Below are 13,178 nucleotides of genomic sequence, written 5' to 3'. Positions count from 1 at the left end.
GGTAAAGCGAACGGTTGTTTGGAAAGTCGGACGCAATGTGCCGGAAGGCCGCGACGCGATCAAGCGCGACCGCGGGCCGCGCCGACACCCCCGGGCGGCGCTCAGCGGCGGTCGCCCGCCGGCCACCAGTGGTGGAAGTGATGCACCGGGCCGTGCCCCGCCCCGATCTGCAACCTGTCCGCGGCGGCGATGGCGGCGCTGACATAGGCCTTCGCATGGCCGACCGCCTCGGCGAGCGGCTCTCCCTTGGCGAGGCCCGCGGCGATGGCCGAGGAGAGGGTGCAGCCGGTGCCGTGCGTGTTGGCGGTCTCCCGCCGCAGCGCAGGGAAACGCTCCACGCCCTCCGGTGTGACGAGGAGGTCGACACTCTCGGGGCCGGTGCCGTGCCCGCCCTTCATCAGCACGGCGCGCGGGCCGAAGGCGAGGATGCTTGCCCCCTGCGCGCGCATCTCCTCCTCGCTCGCGGCGACCGGTGCGTCGAGGAGTGCCGCCGCTTCCGGCAGGTTGGGCGTGACGAGGAGAGCGCGCGGCAGGAGCACGCGACGCAGGGTTTCGATGGCCTCGGCAGCGAGGAGCCGGTCGCCGCTCGCGGCGATCATGACGGGATCGAGCACCACCTGCGTGGCATGGTGGCGATCGAGGCCGGCGGCCACGATGTCGATCACCATGGGGCGCGACAGCATGCCGATCTTCACGGCGCCGACTGCGAGGTCGGAGAAGACGGAATCGATCTGCCGCGCCACGAAATCCGGCGGCACGTCGTGGATGCCCTGGACGCCGAGCGTGTTCTGGGCGGTGAGGGCGGTGATGACGCTCGCGCCGTATACGCCAAGCGCCGAGAATGTCTTGAGGTCGGCCTGGATGCCGGCGCCTCCGCCCGAGTCCGAACCGGCGATGGTGACGGCGATGGCGGTCATGCCGGGCTCCCCGTGCTGCCGCGTGCGGCGAGCGCTTCGTCGACGACGGCGCGCAGGCGGCGGCTTGCAGCGGCGACATCCTCAGCCATGAAGACGGCGGAGATCACGGCGATGCCGTCGGCGCCGGCGCCGATCACGCCTGCCGCATTCGTTGCGTCGATGCCGGCGATGGCGCCGACCGGCAGCCCGGGCGCCGTGGCGCGGGCGACCTCGGCAATGTGTGCGAGGCCGGCGAGGCCGACGGGCGGCTCGGGATTGTGCTTGCTGACCGTCGCGAAGACCCCGCCGATGCAGGCGTAGTCCACGGGCGCGCCGGCGAGCGCGCGGGCGTGCGCCTCGGTCTTGAGGGTCAGGCCGACGATGGCCGCGGGACCGAGGAGCCGGCGTGCATCCTCCGCCGCCATATCCTCCTGGCCGATGTGCACGCCGTCGGCTCCAGCGGCGAGCGCGACATCGACCCGATCGTTGACGAGGAGCGGCACGCCGCTGCCGGCGGTCGCCGCGCGGATGGCGCGGGCGCGCGCGACGAGGGTGCGCGTGTCGGCCTCCTTGTCGCGATACTGCAGGAGCGTCGTACCCCCGGCGACGGCCGCGGCGGCGAGCGCGGGCAGATCGCGCCCGCACGTGCGCGTCGGATCGAGGATGGCGTAGAGGCGGAGATCGACCGGCGTCACTGGCGGCCTCGTTCTCGGGAGGGAGCAGGCATTATGACGCCGCCGCCGCCTTGGCAAGCGGCGAGGCCGGGTCTCAGGTCGCGCGCGGCGGCGCGGCCTCGCGGGCGCGCTTGCGCTCGAGGCCGAGCTGATGCTCCCGCCAGATGACGAAGAGGCCCGAGGTAATCACGATGGCCGCGCCGATGAGGACCGTCGCCGCCGGCAGTTCGCCGAAGGCGAACCAGCCGATGACGAGGGCCCAGATCATGGTGGTGTATTCGAACGGCGCGACGAGGGAGGCGTCCGCGAAGCGGTAGCTCTGCGTGAGCAGGATCTGGCCGATGCCGCCGAGGATGCCGATGACGACGAGGAGGCCGAACTCGGCGAGCGTCGGGGCCGACCAGTTGCCGATGAGGATCGTCGAGAGGCCGAGCAGCGTCGTCAGCATGGAGAAATAGAAGACGATGGCGCCCGTCTTCTCCGTGCCGATGAGCTTGCGCACCTCGATGGTCGCGCCGGCGGCGCAGAAGGCGCCGGCGAGCGAGAAGAGGGCGCCGATGGCGGGCCCCGTGCCGAAGCCGTTGACGAGCGCGCTCTCGGAGAAATGCGGCACGAGCATGATGAGTACGCCGGCGAAGCCGATGCCGACCGCCGTCCACCGGTAGAAGCGCACCACCTCCTTGAGGATCACCGCGGCGAGCACGACGACGAGCAGCGGCGCGGTGTAGCCAATGGCGATGGTGTCGGGCAGGGGCAGGTAGCCGAGCGCGGTGAAACCGCAGAACATGCCCGTCGAGCCGATGACACCGCGCTTCAGATGCCCGAGCACGTTGCGCGTACGCAGCGAATCGACGAGCGCGTCCTGCGTGGCGAGCCAGGCGATGAGGGGCAGGAGCGCGAAGGCCGAGCGGAAGAAGACGAGCTCGCCCGTGGGAAAGCGCGTGCTGACATACTTGATGCCGGCCGACATCAGCGTGAAGGACAGCGCGGACAGGACTTTGAGGCTGATGCCGAGGAGGGGGGACACGGACGGCGCTTTCCGGCGAAGAGCATCCCCCAGAGAGCACGAAGCCCCGCCGCGACCAAGACGGGCGGCGGCAGGGCTGACATGCAGCCTTCGCGCTGCTCGGGGGCGCATCGCGTTCCTCAGGTCCGCCCCCCGCTGTGCGGGGCGGCTGGGCAGGCGGTCATGCCCGGTTGCCGGGCAGGCCTCTCCCCGCGCCGCACGTCTTCACTTGCTGCGCCGGCTTCAGACGGTGGTGCGGAAGGCGCCGCCGTCGATGAGAATGCTCTGGCCGGTGATGTAACCCGCATGCACGCTGCACAGGAAGGCGCAGAGCTTGCCGAACTCCTCCGGCGTACCGAGCCGGCCGACCGGCACCTCCGCCATGCGCTCGGCCTTCACGGCGTCGACGCTCGCGCCGCGCACGGCGGCGGCACGGGCGAAGCCCGCCTTCAACCGATCGGTGTCGAAGATGCCCGGCAGGATGTGGTTGATGGTCACGCCGTGAGGCGCCACCTCGCGCGCCACGCCCGCGAGGAAGGCGGTGAGGCCGGCGCGCGCGCCCGATGAGAGGTCGAGCCCGCTGATCGGCGTGCGGACCGAGGCGGAGGTGATGTCCACGATGCGGCCGAAGCCCCGCTCCATCATGCCGCCGACAACCGCCTGAATGAGCTCGATCGGGGTGACCATGTTCTGCACCACGCCGGCGATCATGGCCTCGCGGTCGAGTTCGCGAAAATTGCGGTAGGGCGGGCCGCCGTTGTTGTTGACGAGGATGTCGGGCTCCGGGCAGGCGGCGAGCAGCAGCTTCTGGCCTTCGGGCGTCGACACGTCGGCGACGACCGCTGTCACGTCCGCTCCCGTCCTCTGCCGGATGGCGGCGGCGGTCATGTCGAGGGCGGCCGCGTCGCGGCCATTGATGACGACGCTGCAGCCCGCTTCCGCGAGCGCTTCGGCGCAACCCCGGCCTAGGCCGCGGCTCGAGGCGCAGACGATGGCCTTGCGGCCGGCGATTCCGAGATCCATGCGTTTTCCTCCGTCGCCCAGACTTGTGGCCGGAAGTCGCGCCGGCGCGCAAGCCGGTCCGCGGGCGGTGGCCATGCGCCGCCGTCATGAATGGCGACGGGCGTCATCAAACTGAAACGGGAATCCGGTTTCTGAAGCCGCGAAGTCAGGCAGTCGGATGGGCACCGTGCGGCAAGACGTCGACGTCACCCGGGTTCGGACCTTGTTCATCTCCGACGTCCATCTGGGGACGAAGGGATGTCAGGCGGATCTGCTCATCGATTTTCTGCGTCATTACGATGCCGATACGCTCTATCTCGTGGGCGACATCATCGACGGCTGGCGTCTGAAGTCCGGCTGGTATTGGCCGCAGGCCCACAACGACGTGGTGCAGAAGCTCCTGCGCAAGGTGCGCAAGGGAAGCCGCCTCGTCTACATCCCCGGCAACCACGACGAGTTCCTGCGTGACTATGTCGGCTCGACCTTCGGCGGCATCGAGCTCGTCGACCATGCGATCCACGAGAGTGCCGACGGGGCGCGCTATCTCGTGATCCACGGCGATCATTTCGATCTCGTGGTGCGGCACGCGCGCTGGCTCGCCCTCCTGGGCGACTGGGCCTATGGCGCGGCGCTCTATCTCAACACCCACCTCAACATCGTGCGCCGCCGGCTGGGGCTCACCTACTGGTCGCTGTCGGCCTGGGCGAAGCTCAGGGTCAAGAACGCGGTCAACTATATCGGTCGCTTCGAGGAGCTCCTGTCGGCCGAGGCGAAGCGCCACGAGGTCAAGGGCGTCATCTGCGGCCACATCCACCATGCCGCGATGCACGACGGCTTCGGCGTGCGCTACATCAACACGGGCGACTGGGTGGAATCCTGCACAGCCGTCGTCGAGCACTATGATGGCCGGTTCGAGATCGTGCGCTGGGCCGGGCGTCAGGCCGCGCCGGCTACCGGCGAAGAGCCCATGCCGGCCCCTGCCGCGGCGGCCAGGGCTGCGGCCTGATGCGTGTGCTCGTGGCGACGGACGCCTGGCGTCCGCAGGTCAACGGCGTGGTGCGCTCGCTCGAGAACCTCGCCGAGGAGGCGCCGGCACTCGGCGCGGACCTGTCGTTCCTGACGCCGGACTGCTTCCGCACCGTGGCGCTGCCGACCTACCGCGAGATCCGCCTTGCCATGGCGACACCCTGCGCCGCGCGGCGGGCGATCGAGCGTTTCGGACCGGACTACGTGCACATCGCGACCGAAGGGCCGATCGGGCTTGCGACCCGCCGCGTCTGCCTCGCGGACGGGCGGCCCTTCACCACGAGCTACCACACGCGCTTTCCCGAATATCTCTCGGCCCGCCTGCCGGTGCCCGAACGCTGGAGCTACGCCTGGCTGCGGCGATTCCACAATGCAGGCGCCGGCACCATGGTCAGCACATCGACGCTGGAGCGCGAGCTCGCGAGCCGCGGCTTCCGCCATCTGATGCGTTGGACGCGCGGCGTCGACGCCGAGCTCTTCCGCCCGCGCGCAGGGTCGGTGATCGACGCGCCGCGCCCGATCCTCCTCTATGTCGGGCGGGTGGCGGTCGAGAAGAATGTGGCCGCCTTTCTCGCGCTCGACCTGCCCGGCACGAAGGTGGTGGTCGGCGACGGGCCGGCCCGCGCCTCGCTGGAGGCCGCGCATCCGGACGCGCGCTTTCTCGGCGTGCGCTCCGGCGCGGAGCTCGCAGCCATCTATGCGTCCGCCGACGTCTTCGTCTTTCCGAGCCTCACCGACACCTTCGGCATCGTGCTCCTGGAGGCTCTGGCGTCCGGACTGCCGGTGGCGGCCTTTCCGGTCGCCGGGCCGCTCGATGTCATCGGCGACAGTGGTTGCGGCGTGCTCGATGCCGATCTCGGGCGCGCAGTGCGCGCGGCGCTCGCCATCCCGCGCGAGGGCTGTCGCGCGTATGCGCTCTCCTTCACCTGGCGGGAGAGCGCGCGCCAGTTCCTGGACAACGTCCGCCTGGCGCATGCCCGCGAGGACGGCCACCGCTCCGGCCCTGCGGCGACGGAATGAGCGGACTTTCGCATCGGGACATGGCATGGCGAAACGACCTGTCCCTCCTTCTCGGCAACGCGCACGAGAGCTGGGCCGGGCCAGAGGACGCCCGGGCGGCATATGATCGTCTCTTCGACATTCACGCCATCGCGCAGCCGGACGAGCGACGCCTCGGCTTCTATCTTCGTCTGGACCCGCTGACCTGGGGATGAAGACCGGGACAGCCTCTAGGTGAAGCGCGTGAGCTTGTCCTCGAGGCTCATGGCGTCGATTGCGGCAAAGACCTCCGGCCGAAGGGCCGGCGCGTCGCCCTTGCTGCCGACGGGGCTCGCGTCCATCGGGCTGGGCTGCGCCATCTTCTGCGCGTTCCCCGCGTCCTCGCCTCGCCCGGTGGCCGTGACGGAGGGCGGACCATCGGGATGCGGGGTCGAGCTGACGAGCCGCAGGACGGGCCGGCGGGGCGCCGGCGCGGGGGCGCGCCGCGGCGCGCTCTCGGCCTCGAACAGGTCGTCTTCGTCGGCGAGAAACCCATCGTGCCCGCGTGAGCGAAATGCGCCGGCGCCTGCGGCCGGCGTTGCGGTGCCAGCCGTCGCCGGACCCGCGCCGATGAGGCCCGTCATCACCGCCAGCCGTGTTTCGATCTGCTGCAGAAGCTGCACCATGCTGCGGATGTGGCGGCCGGCGGCGTCCTGCACGTCGGCCGCCGCGTAAATCGCCGTCGCGCGGCGGTCGAGGACGTCGCAGAGTGTCTCGTCGGCGCCGCCTTCGCGCAAAGTCCAAGCAGCCTCCTGGATAGCCTCCGTCGCTTCCAGAATCTCAGCCGTCGCCCGCTGGGCCGCGCCGACGACGTCGTCGAGGACGCGGGCTCGGCGGGAGGGCTCTGCCACGGTGGCCCTCGGCAGAAGGGCCACGATCTCGTCCCTGGCACGAGCGATCTCGCGCGCCATGTCGCGTAGATCCGCCCGCAGGCGCTCGCCCGCCGGCACAGCCTGCGCGCCGAGCGCAACATCCTGCAGGCGCGCGATGGCGTCGAGCAGCATGCGGGTGTCGGCGTTGCGATTGCGCCGGGCATATTCGGCCAGGAACCAGCGGCCGCGGGCCGTCTCCAGCACCGCAGCCTCGATGGCGTCATATTCGGCGTCGGCGGATGCCGTCGGCGAGGGCGATCGGGTCATGCGCTTCCTGCAGCGCCTTCCGACTCAATCGATTCGGACGGCGCGTCCAGCCTCTCGATAAAGGAGCCTGTTCGCGGGCGCGGACCTCGGTTCTCTGCTGAACCGGCGTCCATGCCGCGGACAATGCTTTGGTCCCGTGCGGGGATCGCGCGCGATGCGCGGCCCGCTCCATGCGGGATGCGCATGGACCGGATTCCCCGGTGTGGGTTCCGACGCTAGTGCGAGGCGGTGAATTATCCCTTACGGAAGGGGCGAAGCGGGGAGGGCGAGGACCATGGGCACCGAGACGGCGCGCGACCACGCGGCCCTGCGCCTCTCGGTCCTGCATGTCGCCAATTTCTTCGTCATCGGCATCGTCATGCCGTACCTGCCGGTGTGGCTCGAAGCACGGGGGCTCAGCGCGCCGCAGATCGGCATCGTGCTCGCCGTGCCGCTCGTGGTGCGCGTGCTGACGATGCCCTTCGTCACGGGCCTCGCCGACGGTCCCCTCGGGGCGGCACGGCTGATCGTCCTGCTCGATTGCGGTGTCGCTGCCGGCTATGTGGCGCTGGGGCTCGTCGACGGTTTCTTCCCGATCGTTCTCATCGCCGCCGCGGCAGCGCTCTGTCAGGGGCCCGTCGTGCCGCTCTCCGATCTCCTCACCACGGCCCTGGTGCTGCAACGGCCGAAGCTCGACTACGGCCGCATCAGGATGTGGGGATCGGCCGCCTATCTCGCGGCGAACCTCGCGGGCGGCGCCCTCATTGCGGCGCTCGGTGCGCCGGCGATCGTCCGGGTGGTCGCGGCGGCGGCCCCTGCCGCGGCGGGCCTTGCCCTGCTGGCGCCGGATGCGCATCGGCAGGCGGCCCGGGCGACGGGCGAGGGCGTCGTTCCGGCCGACGCCGACGGCCGGTCCATCGCCCTATGGCTGATGATCGGGGCCTCGTCCCTCGTCCAGTCGAGCCACGCCATGGTCTACACGTTCGGCTCGCTGCACTGGCAGCACGCCGGCTTCGGCGACAGGACCATCGGCCTGCTGTGGGCCATCGGCGTCCTGGCCGAAGTTGGTCTCTTCATGCTCGCTGGCGGCGTCGTGGCGCGGGGAATCGGGGGCCTGCGCTTCGTCGTCGCGGGCGGCCTCTTCGCCAGCCTTCGCTTCGCCGGCATGGCGGCCGACCCGGGCCTCGCGGGAACGATGGTGCTGCAGCCGCTGCACGCGGCGACCTTCGGCGCCTCGCATCTCGGTGCCATGGCGGCGCTCGGGGCGCTCGTGCCGGCGCGCTGCCGCGGGCGCTGGCAGGGCACGCTGACGGCCGCCAACGGGCTGGCGCTCGCCGGGGCGACACTCGCGAGCGGGCCGCTCTACCGGACCTTCGGCGCCCAGGCCTTCGCGGCCATGGTGCCGCTCGGCCTGGCCGGCGCCGCGCTGGCCGTTGTCGCCGCGCGGGTAGTGCGTCAGCCCCAGAGCGAGGGCGTCGGCGGGTAGACGATGCTGCCCTCGTAGGTGAGGCCGCCGGGGCGATCCTCGGCGAGGAGCAGGGGGCCGTCGAGATCAACGAAGCGCGCCCTTGGCGTCAGCAGCATCGCCGGCGCCATGGCGAGCGAGGTGCCCACCATGCAGCCGACCATGATGGAGAGCCCCCGCACCGTGGCTTCCTCCACGAGGGCCAGCGCCTCGGTGAGGCCGCCCGTCTTGTCGAGCTTGATGTTGATCGCGTCGTAGAGATCGGCGACGCGCGGCAGACTGGCGCGGTCGTGCACGCTCTCGTCGGCGCAGATCGGGATGCTGCGCGACAGTCCCGCAAGGGCCGCGTCGCGGTCCGCCGGCAGGGGCTGCTCGACGAGGGCGACGCCTGCGGCGGCGCAGGCCGCGAGGTTCGCGGCGATCGTATCCTCGCTCCAGCCTTCGTTCGCATCGACGACGAGGGTGGCCTCGGGGGCTGCCGCGCGCACGGCGGCGATGCGTTCGGGATCATGCATCAGGCCGCCGAGCTTGACCTTGAGGATGGGCCGGTCGGCGGCCTTGCGCGCCGCCTCGGCCATGGCCTCCGGCGTGTCGAGGCTGATGGTGTAGCAGGTCGTCACCGGCCCCAGCCGGTCGATGCCGGCGAGCACGTGAGCGGCGACGCCGGCCGTCTTCGCCTCAAGGTCCCACAGCGCGCAGTCGAGGGCGTTGCGCCCTGCGCCCGGCGGCAGAAGGGCGGCGAGCGCTGTACGATCAGCCCCCTCGCTCACGGCGGAGCGCGCGCTCTCGATCTGGCGGACGACGCTTTCCACCGTCTCGCCGTAGCGGGGATAGGGCACGCATTCGCCGCGGCCGAGTCGGCCCTCTGATTCGATGGCGACGGTCACCACGACCGCCTCCGTGCGCGAGCCGCGGGCGATGGTGAACCGGCCGGCGATGGGGAAGGTTTCGGCGGCGACGGCGAGGCGACGAGGCATTGACGGCTTCCGGGCGAGGCGAGACGGCGGAGAAGGAGGGCGCGCACCATAGGAAGGCGCCGCGCCGCGAACAAGACGGGCCAGAGCGCCCTCGACCCGGCGGCGTCGTGGCGCTAACAGGGGAACCGCCTTAGTTTGATTGCGTTGCTCCTCACGGATTCGCAAAGCCAGTTCCCGAAGAGCCGTCGATGACGACCGAACCCAATGCCTCCACCGAGCAGGCGGGCGACGAGATCAGGGCCGCCCTCGCTGGCCGCTGGGTCGCGGCCGCGGCGCCGGAGGTGGAGGCACAGGCCGGGGCGCTCCTTGCCGCTGCCGAGGGCGCACGGCGCGTGATCATCGACCTGTCGCACATCGAACGGCTCGATACGCTCGGCGCCTGGGTCCTCGACCGCACGCGCCACGAGCTCGGCGCCAAGGGACTGAAGGCCGATTTCGTCGGCGCCCGCGCCGAGCACCGCATCCTGCTCGACGAGGTGGCCTACCGCGGCTTCGCCGAGGCGCCGGTGGTGCGCCACTCGCGGCTCGTCGACTTCCTGGTCGACATTGGCAAGGCGGTGGTCGGCACGGGCAGGGACATCGCACAGGGGACGAGCTTCCTGGGCGAGGTCGTTGCCGGCCTGGTCCGCGTCGCCTTGCGGCCATCCCGCTTCCGCCTGCCCGCGCTCGTGCACCAGCTCGAGCAGGTGGCCTTCCGCGGTGTGCCGATCATCACGCTGATCTCGTTCCTCGTCGGCTGCATCGTGGCGCAGCAGGGCATCTTCCAGCTCCAGCGATTCGGGGCGCAGCCCTTCGTGGTCGACCTCGTCGGCATCCTCGTGCTGCGCGAGCTCGCCGTGCTCCTGACCTCGATCATGGTCGCCGGCCGCTCCGGCAGCGCCTTCACCGCCGAGATCGGCTCGATGAAGATGCGCGAGGAGATCGACGCCCTGCGCGTCATGGGCCTCGATCCGGTGGAAGTTCTCATCATCCCGCGCGTGCTGGCGCTCATCGTCGGCCTGCCCATCCTCACCTTCCTGTCGTCGATGGCGGCGCTCTTCGGCGGCGGGCTCGTGGCCTGGATCTATGGCGGCATCAGCCCCGAGATCTTCCTGGCACGGCTGCAGGGGGCCATCGCCATGAGCACCTTCCTCGTCGGGCTCATCAAGGCTCCCTTCATGGCGCTCGTCATCGGTCTCATCGCCTCGCTCGAGGGGCTCGCCGTGCAGGGCTCGGCCGAATCACTGGGACGCCAGGTCACCTCGTCCGTGGTGAAGTCGATCTTCATGGTCATCCTTGTCGACGGCCTGTTCGCCATGTTCTTCGCCGCGATCAACTACTGAGCCCGCCCGTCCATGGACCACGCCATGCCAGCCGAAGCGATGCCCGAGAGCGACCGCGAGGTCGCCATCCGCATCCGCGACCTCGAAGTGGGCTTCGGCGAGAAGACCATCATGAAGGGGCTCGACCTCGACGTTTACCGCGGCGAGATCCTGGGTTTCGTCGGCGCGTCGGGCACGGGCAAGTCGGTGCTCACCCGCGCCATCCTCGGGCTCGTGCCGAAGCGGCGCGGCACCATCGAGGTCTTCGGCGAAAACCTCGACGAGCTCACGCCGTCCTCGCGCAAGGCGATCGAGCGCCGCTGGGGCGTGCTGTTCCAGCACGGGGCTCTCTTCTCCTCCCTCACGGTCAAGCAGAACGTGCAGGTGCCGATGCGGGAGTATCTCGACCTCTCCGAGCGCCTGCTCGACGAGCTCGCCATGCTCAAGATCGAGATGGTCGGGCTGCAGCCGGATGCGGCGGAGAAGCGCCCCGCCGACCTTTCGGGCGGCATGATCAAGCGCGCCGCGCTCGCCCGGGCGCTCGCGCTCGATCCCGAGATCGTCTTTCTCGACGAGCCGACGTCGGGGCTCGACCCTATCGGCGCCGGCGAATTCGACGATCTCATCGCAACGCTGCAGAAGACTTTGGGGCTTACCGTTTTCATGGTAACGCACGACCTCGACAGCCTCTATTCGGTCTGCGACCGAGTCGCGGCGCTCGGGGACGGCAAGATCATCGCCGCCGGCCCTATCGAGACCCTGTTGGCGTCGCAGCACCCGTGGCTGCGCGCCTACTTCCACGGCAAGCGCGCCCGCGCGGTCGCCGGTGGGGTTTGAAAGAGGCCGGACAGGACGAGCGACGAGAACGAGCGGACGAGATGGAAACCCGCGCCAATTACGCTCTCATCGGTCTCTTCACCCTCGCTGTCCTGACGGGGGCATTCCTCTTCGTCTACTGGTTCGCCGGCCGCGAGGCCGGGGCCTATCGCGCCGCCTACCGCATCGTCTTCTCCGGCTCGGTCTCGGGCCTTTCGCGTGGCTCGCTCGTCCTCTTCAACGGCATCCGGGTGGGTGAGGTCACCGCCATCGAGCTTCTGCCCGAGGACCCGCGCCGGGTGGTCGCCCGCGTCGACGTGGACAGCGCCACGCCCATCAATGTCGATACCAAGGCGCGGCTCGAATATCAGGGCCTGACCGGCGTCGCTTCCATCGCCATGACGGGTGGTGACCCCGGTGCCGCCCCGCTCGTTGCCGCACCAGGTCAGCCGCTGCCGACGATCTTCGCGGACCGCTCGGATTTCCAGGATCTGCTCGAGACCGTGCGGCGCCTCGCCGGCCGCGCGGACGACATCCTCACGAAGGTCGACCGCGTTGCCGGCGACATCGAGGGACCGATCGGCCGCACGGCCCGCAATGCCGAGACCTTCACCAAGGCGCTCGCCGACAACGCGCCCAAGGTCGACCGGCTCCTCGGCAATGCGGGAGATCTCGCCGAAAAGCTCGAAGGGCTTTCGACGAGCCTCGACAGCGTGGTGAAGGCGGTGGAGCCGCAGAGGGTGTCGCGTATCGTCGAGAACGCCGACAGGTTCATGAATGCGCTCGGTGCATCGAGCGGCGAGGTCGAGACGACAATGAAGGAGATCGCCTCGATCTCGCAGAAGCTGAACAAGGCGGCGGACAAGGTTGAGGGCGTGCTCACCGCCGCCGAGGGCTTCCTGTCGTCGCCGGATGGCAAGGGCGCCTTCCAGGAGATCGCGGAGGCCGCGCGCTCCATCCGCACGCTCGCCGACAATCTCGACAAGCGCACGGGCGAGATCACCGCGGGCATCACCCGCTTCACGGGGCCGGGCCTGCGCGACTACGAGGCGCTGGCGAGCGACGGCCGCAAGACGCTCGGGGAGATCAACCGCGCGCTGCGCAGCCTCGAGCGCAACCCGCAGCAGCTCATCTTCGGCAGCAAGCCATCCTTGCCGGAATACGGTGGTCGGCGCTGATGTCGCGTCCCGTCCCCGCATTCCTTCTCTTCCATCGGGGTGACGTCTTGACCGTTCGGCATTTCACCGGTCGAGCCAGCGCTGTTGCGCTCCTGTCGGCCATGCTCGCAATCGGTGCCTGTTCGGCGCCTGCTCCGCCGACCTTCGACCTCAGTGCTCCGCGCGATTTCGGACGCGCGGCCGCGCTCGGCGGCGGCCAGCTCGCCGTGTCCGAGCCCCTGACCGTGCAGGTGTTCGACAGCGAGAGAATCATCGTCAAGAGCTCGTCCGGCGAGGTGTCGTATCTCAGCGGGGCGCAGTGGGCCGACCGCCTGCCGAAGCTCGTGCAGACGCGCCTCATCCAGGCCTTCGAGAACGGCAGTCGTCTCGGCCGGGTGGGGCGGCCCGGCGACGGTGTCATCGCCGACTACACCCTCGGCACCGAAATCCGCCGCTTCGAGGTCGAGAGCGGCACAGGTGAGGCGGTGGTGGAGATCACCGCCAGGCTGATCGGTGCCACGACCGGGCGTGTCGCATCCGCCCGGATCTTTGTCGCGCGTGCTCCGGTCGCACATATCGACGGGCCGGAGGCGGCCCGCGCCCTCGACGAGGCGCTCTCCTCGGTGCTCGTGCAGATCGTGCGCTGGATGCCGAGCCGGGTCCCCGGGGCTGGCAACTCGTAAGGACCCTGCGGGAGCGGGA

Annotated in this window: 14 protein-coding genes; 8 read left to right on the top strand and 6 right to left on the bottom strand. The window is 70.2% G+C overall.

What is annotated here, in order from left to right; genetic code table 11:
* Positions 1 to 101 precede the first annotated feature (101 nt).
* The 4 genes from thiD to QNA08_RS09685 all read right to left on the bottom strand — a co-directional run bounded on the left by thiD (position 102) and on the right by QNA08_RS09685 (position 3,599).
* Positions 102 to 917, bottom strand: a complete 816-nt coding sequence (thiD, locus tag QNA08_RS09700) for a bifunctional hydroxymethylpyrimidine kinase/phosphomethylpyrimidine kinase (RefSeq protein WP_283740501.1) — start codon at positions 915 to 917, stop codon at positions 102 to 104.
* Entirely contained in the window at positions 914 to 1,591 is a 678-nt protein-coding gene (thiE, locus tag QNA08_RS09695) for a thiamine phosphate synthase (RefSeq protein ID WP_283740500.1), read from the bottom strand. The genes thiD and thiE overlap by 4 nt, the downstream gene beginning before the upstream one ends.
* A gap of 73 nt (positions 1,592 to 1,664) precedes the next feature.
* Complete coding sequence (locus QNA08_RS09690; protein WP_283740499.1) at positions 1,665 to 2,597, bottom strand: DMT family transporter; 933 nt, start codon at positions 2,595 to 2,597, stop codon at positions 1,665 to 1,667.
* 222 nt (positions 2,598 to 2,819) lie between these two features.
* Positions 2,820 to 3,599: an SDR family oxidoreductase gene (locus QNA08_RS09685; RefSeq protein ID WP_283740498.1), complete on the bottom strand. Its 780-nt coding sequence runs from the start codon at positions 3,597 to 3,599 to the stop codon at positions 2,820 to 2,822.
* A 157-nt stretch (positions 3,600 to 3,756) separates the two neighbouring features.
* Between QNA08_RS09685 and QNA08_RS09680 the strand changes: the two genes are divergently transcribed.
* From QNA08_RS09680 to QNA08_RS09670, 3 genes are read left to right on the top strand one after another with little or no spacing between them, the layout of a single operon-like run.
* Positions 3,757 to 4,584, top strand: coding sequence for a UDP-2,3-diacylglucosamine diphosphatase (locus tag QNA08_RS09680; RefSeq protein ID WP_283740497.1), 828 nt, complete (start codon positions 3,757 to 3,759; stop codon positions 4,582 to 4,584).
* Complete coding sequence (locus QNA08_RS09675) at positions 4,584 to 5,624, top strand: glycosyltransferase family 4 protein (protein ID WP_283740496.1); 1,041 nt, start codon at positions 4,584 to 4,586, stop codon at positions 5,622 to 5,624. Before QNA08_RS09680 ends, QNA08_RS09675 begins: the two co-directional genes overlap by 1 nt.
* Positions 5,625 to 5,644: 20 nt before the next feature.
* A complete protein-coding gene (locus QNA08_RS09670) occupies positions 5,645 to 5,818 on the top strand; it encodes a hypothetical protein (protein WP_283740495.1) in 174 nt (57 codons plus the stop codon).
* Positions 5,819 to 5,833: 15 nt separating this feature from the next.
* Here QNA08_RS09670 and QNA08_RS09665 read toward each other — a convergent pair whose 3' ends face one another.
* Positions 5,834 to 6,781 carry a hypothetical protein gene (locus QNA08_RS09665; protein WP_283740494.1) on the bottom strand — a complete coding sequence of 316 codons (948 nt, stop codon included), beginning with the start codon at positions 6,779 to 6,781 and terminating at the stop codon, positions 5,834 to 5,836.
* A gap of 274 nt (positions 6,782 to 7,055) precedes the next feature.
* Here QNA08_RS09665 and QNA08_RS09660 point away from each other — a divergent pair, with 274 nt between their 5' ends.
* A complete protein-coding gene (locus QNA08_RS09660) occupies positions 7,056 to 8,246 on the top strand; it encodes an MFS transporter (RefSeq protein ID WP_283740493.1) in 1,191 nt (396 codons plus the stop codon).
* Here QNA08_RS09660 and dgcA read toward each other — a convergent pair.
* Positions 8,216 to 9,202 carry an N-acetyl-D-Glu racemase DgcA gene (dgcA, locus tag QNA08_RS09655; protein WP_283740492.1) on the bottom strand — a complete coding sequence of 329 codons (987 nt, stop codon included), beginning with the start codon at positions 9,200 to 9,202 and terminating at the stop codon, positions 8,216 to 8,218. The genes QNA08_RS09660 and dgcA overlap by 31 nt on opposite strands.
* Positions 9,203 to 9,390: 188 nt before the next feature.
* Between dgcA and QNA08_RS09650 the strand changes: the two genes are divergently transcribed.
* Genes QNA08_RS09650 through QNA08_RS09635 form a run of 4 tightly spaced genes read left to right on the top strand, consistent with a single transcriptional unit; the run spans position 9,391 to position 13,159 of the window.
* Positions 9,391 to 10,524 carry an MlaE family ABC transporter permease gene (locus QNA08_RS09650; protein WP_283740491.1) on the top strand — a complete coding sequence of 378 codons (1,134 nt, stop codon included), beginning with the start codon at positions 9,391 to 9,393 and terminating at the stop codon, positions 10,522 to 10,524.
* A gap of 24 nt (positions 10,525 to 10,548) precedes the next feature.
* Positions 10,549 to 11,340, top strand: coding sequence for an ABC transporter ATP-binding protein (locus QNA08_RS09645; RefSeq protein WP_283740490.1), 792 nt, complete (start codon positions 10,549 to 10,551; stop codon positions 11,338 to 11,340).
* 41 nt (positions 11,341 to 11,381) lie between these two features.
* A complete protein-coding gene (locus QNA08_RS09640; RefSeq protein ID WP_283740489.1) occupies positions 11,382 to 12,497 on the top strand; it encodes an MlaD family protein in 1,116 nt (371 codons plus the stop codon).
* 47 nt (positions 12,498 to 12,544) lie between these two features.
* Entirely contained in the window at positions 12,545 to 13,159 is a 615-nt protein-coding gene (locus QNA08_RS09635; RefSeq protein ID WP_340321925.1) for an ABC-type transport auxiliary lipoprotein family protein, read from the top strand.
* Positions 13,160 to 13,178: the final 19 nt, after the last annotated feature.

The organism is Chelatococcus albus (assembly GCF_030067675.1).
Taxonomy (GTDB): domain Bacteria; phylum Pseudomonadota; class Alphaproteobacteria; order Rhizobiales; family Beijerinckiaceae; genus Chelatococcus_A; species Chelatococcus_A albus.
The sequence above is the reverse complement of the archived record's forward strand: the minus strand, read 5'-3'. Positions and strand labels throughout refer to the sequence as shown.

Coding starts and splice junctions, on each gene's coding strand:
- QNA08_RS09650 (WP_283740491.1), top strand. CDS start 9,391: ATGACGACCGAACCCAATGCCTCCACCGAGCAGGCGGGCGACGAGATC.
- QNA08_RS09640 (WP_283740489.1), top strand. CDS start 11,382: ATGGAAACCCGCGCCAATTACGCTCTCATCGGTCTCTTCACCCTCGCT.
- thiD (WP_283740501.1), bottom strand. CDS start 917: ATGACCGCCATCGCCGTCACCATCGCCGGTTCGGACTCGGGCGGAGGC.
- QNA08_RS09685 (WP_283740498.1), bottom strand. CDS start 3,599: ATGGATCTCGGAATCGCCGGCCGCAAGGCCATCGTCTGCGCCTCGAGC.
- QNA08_RS09670 (WP_283740495.1), top strand. CDS start 5,645: ATGGCATGGCGAAACGACCTGTCCCTCCTTCTCGGCAACGCGCACGAG.
- QNA08_RS09660 (WP_283740493.1), top strand. CDS start 7,056: ATGGGCACCGAGACGGCGCGCGACCACGCGGCCCTGCGCCTCTCGGTC.
- QNA08_RS09665 (WP_283740494.1), bottom strand. CDS start 6,781: ATGACCCGATCGCCCTCGCCGACGGCATCCGCCGACGCCGAATATGAC.
- QNA08_RS09680 (WP_283740497.1), top strand. CDS start 3,757: ATGGGCACCGTGCGGCAAGACGTCGACGTCACCCGGGTTCGGACCTTG.
- QNA08_RS09675 (WP_283740496.1), top strand. CDS start 4,584: ATGCGTGTGCTCGTGGCGACGGACGCCTGGCGTCCGCAGGTCAACGGC.
- dgcA (WP_283740492.1), bottom strand. CDS start 9,202: ATGCCTCGTCGCCTCGCCGTCGCCGCCGAAACCTTCCCCATCGCCGGC.
- QNA08_RS09645 (WP_283740490.1), top strand. CDS start 10,549: ATGCCAGCCGAAGCGATGCCCGAGAGCGACCGCGAGGTCGCCATCCGC.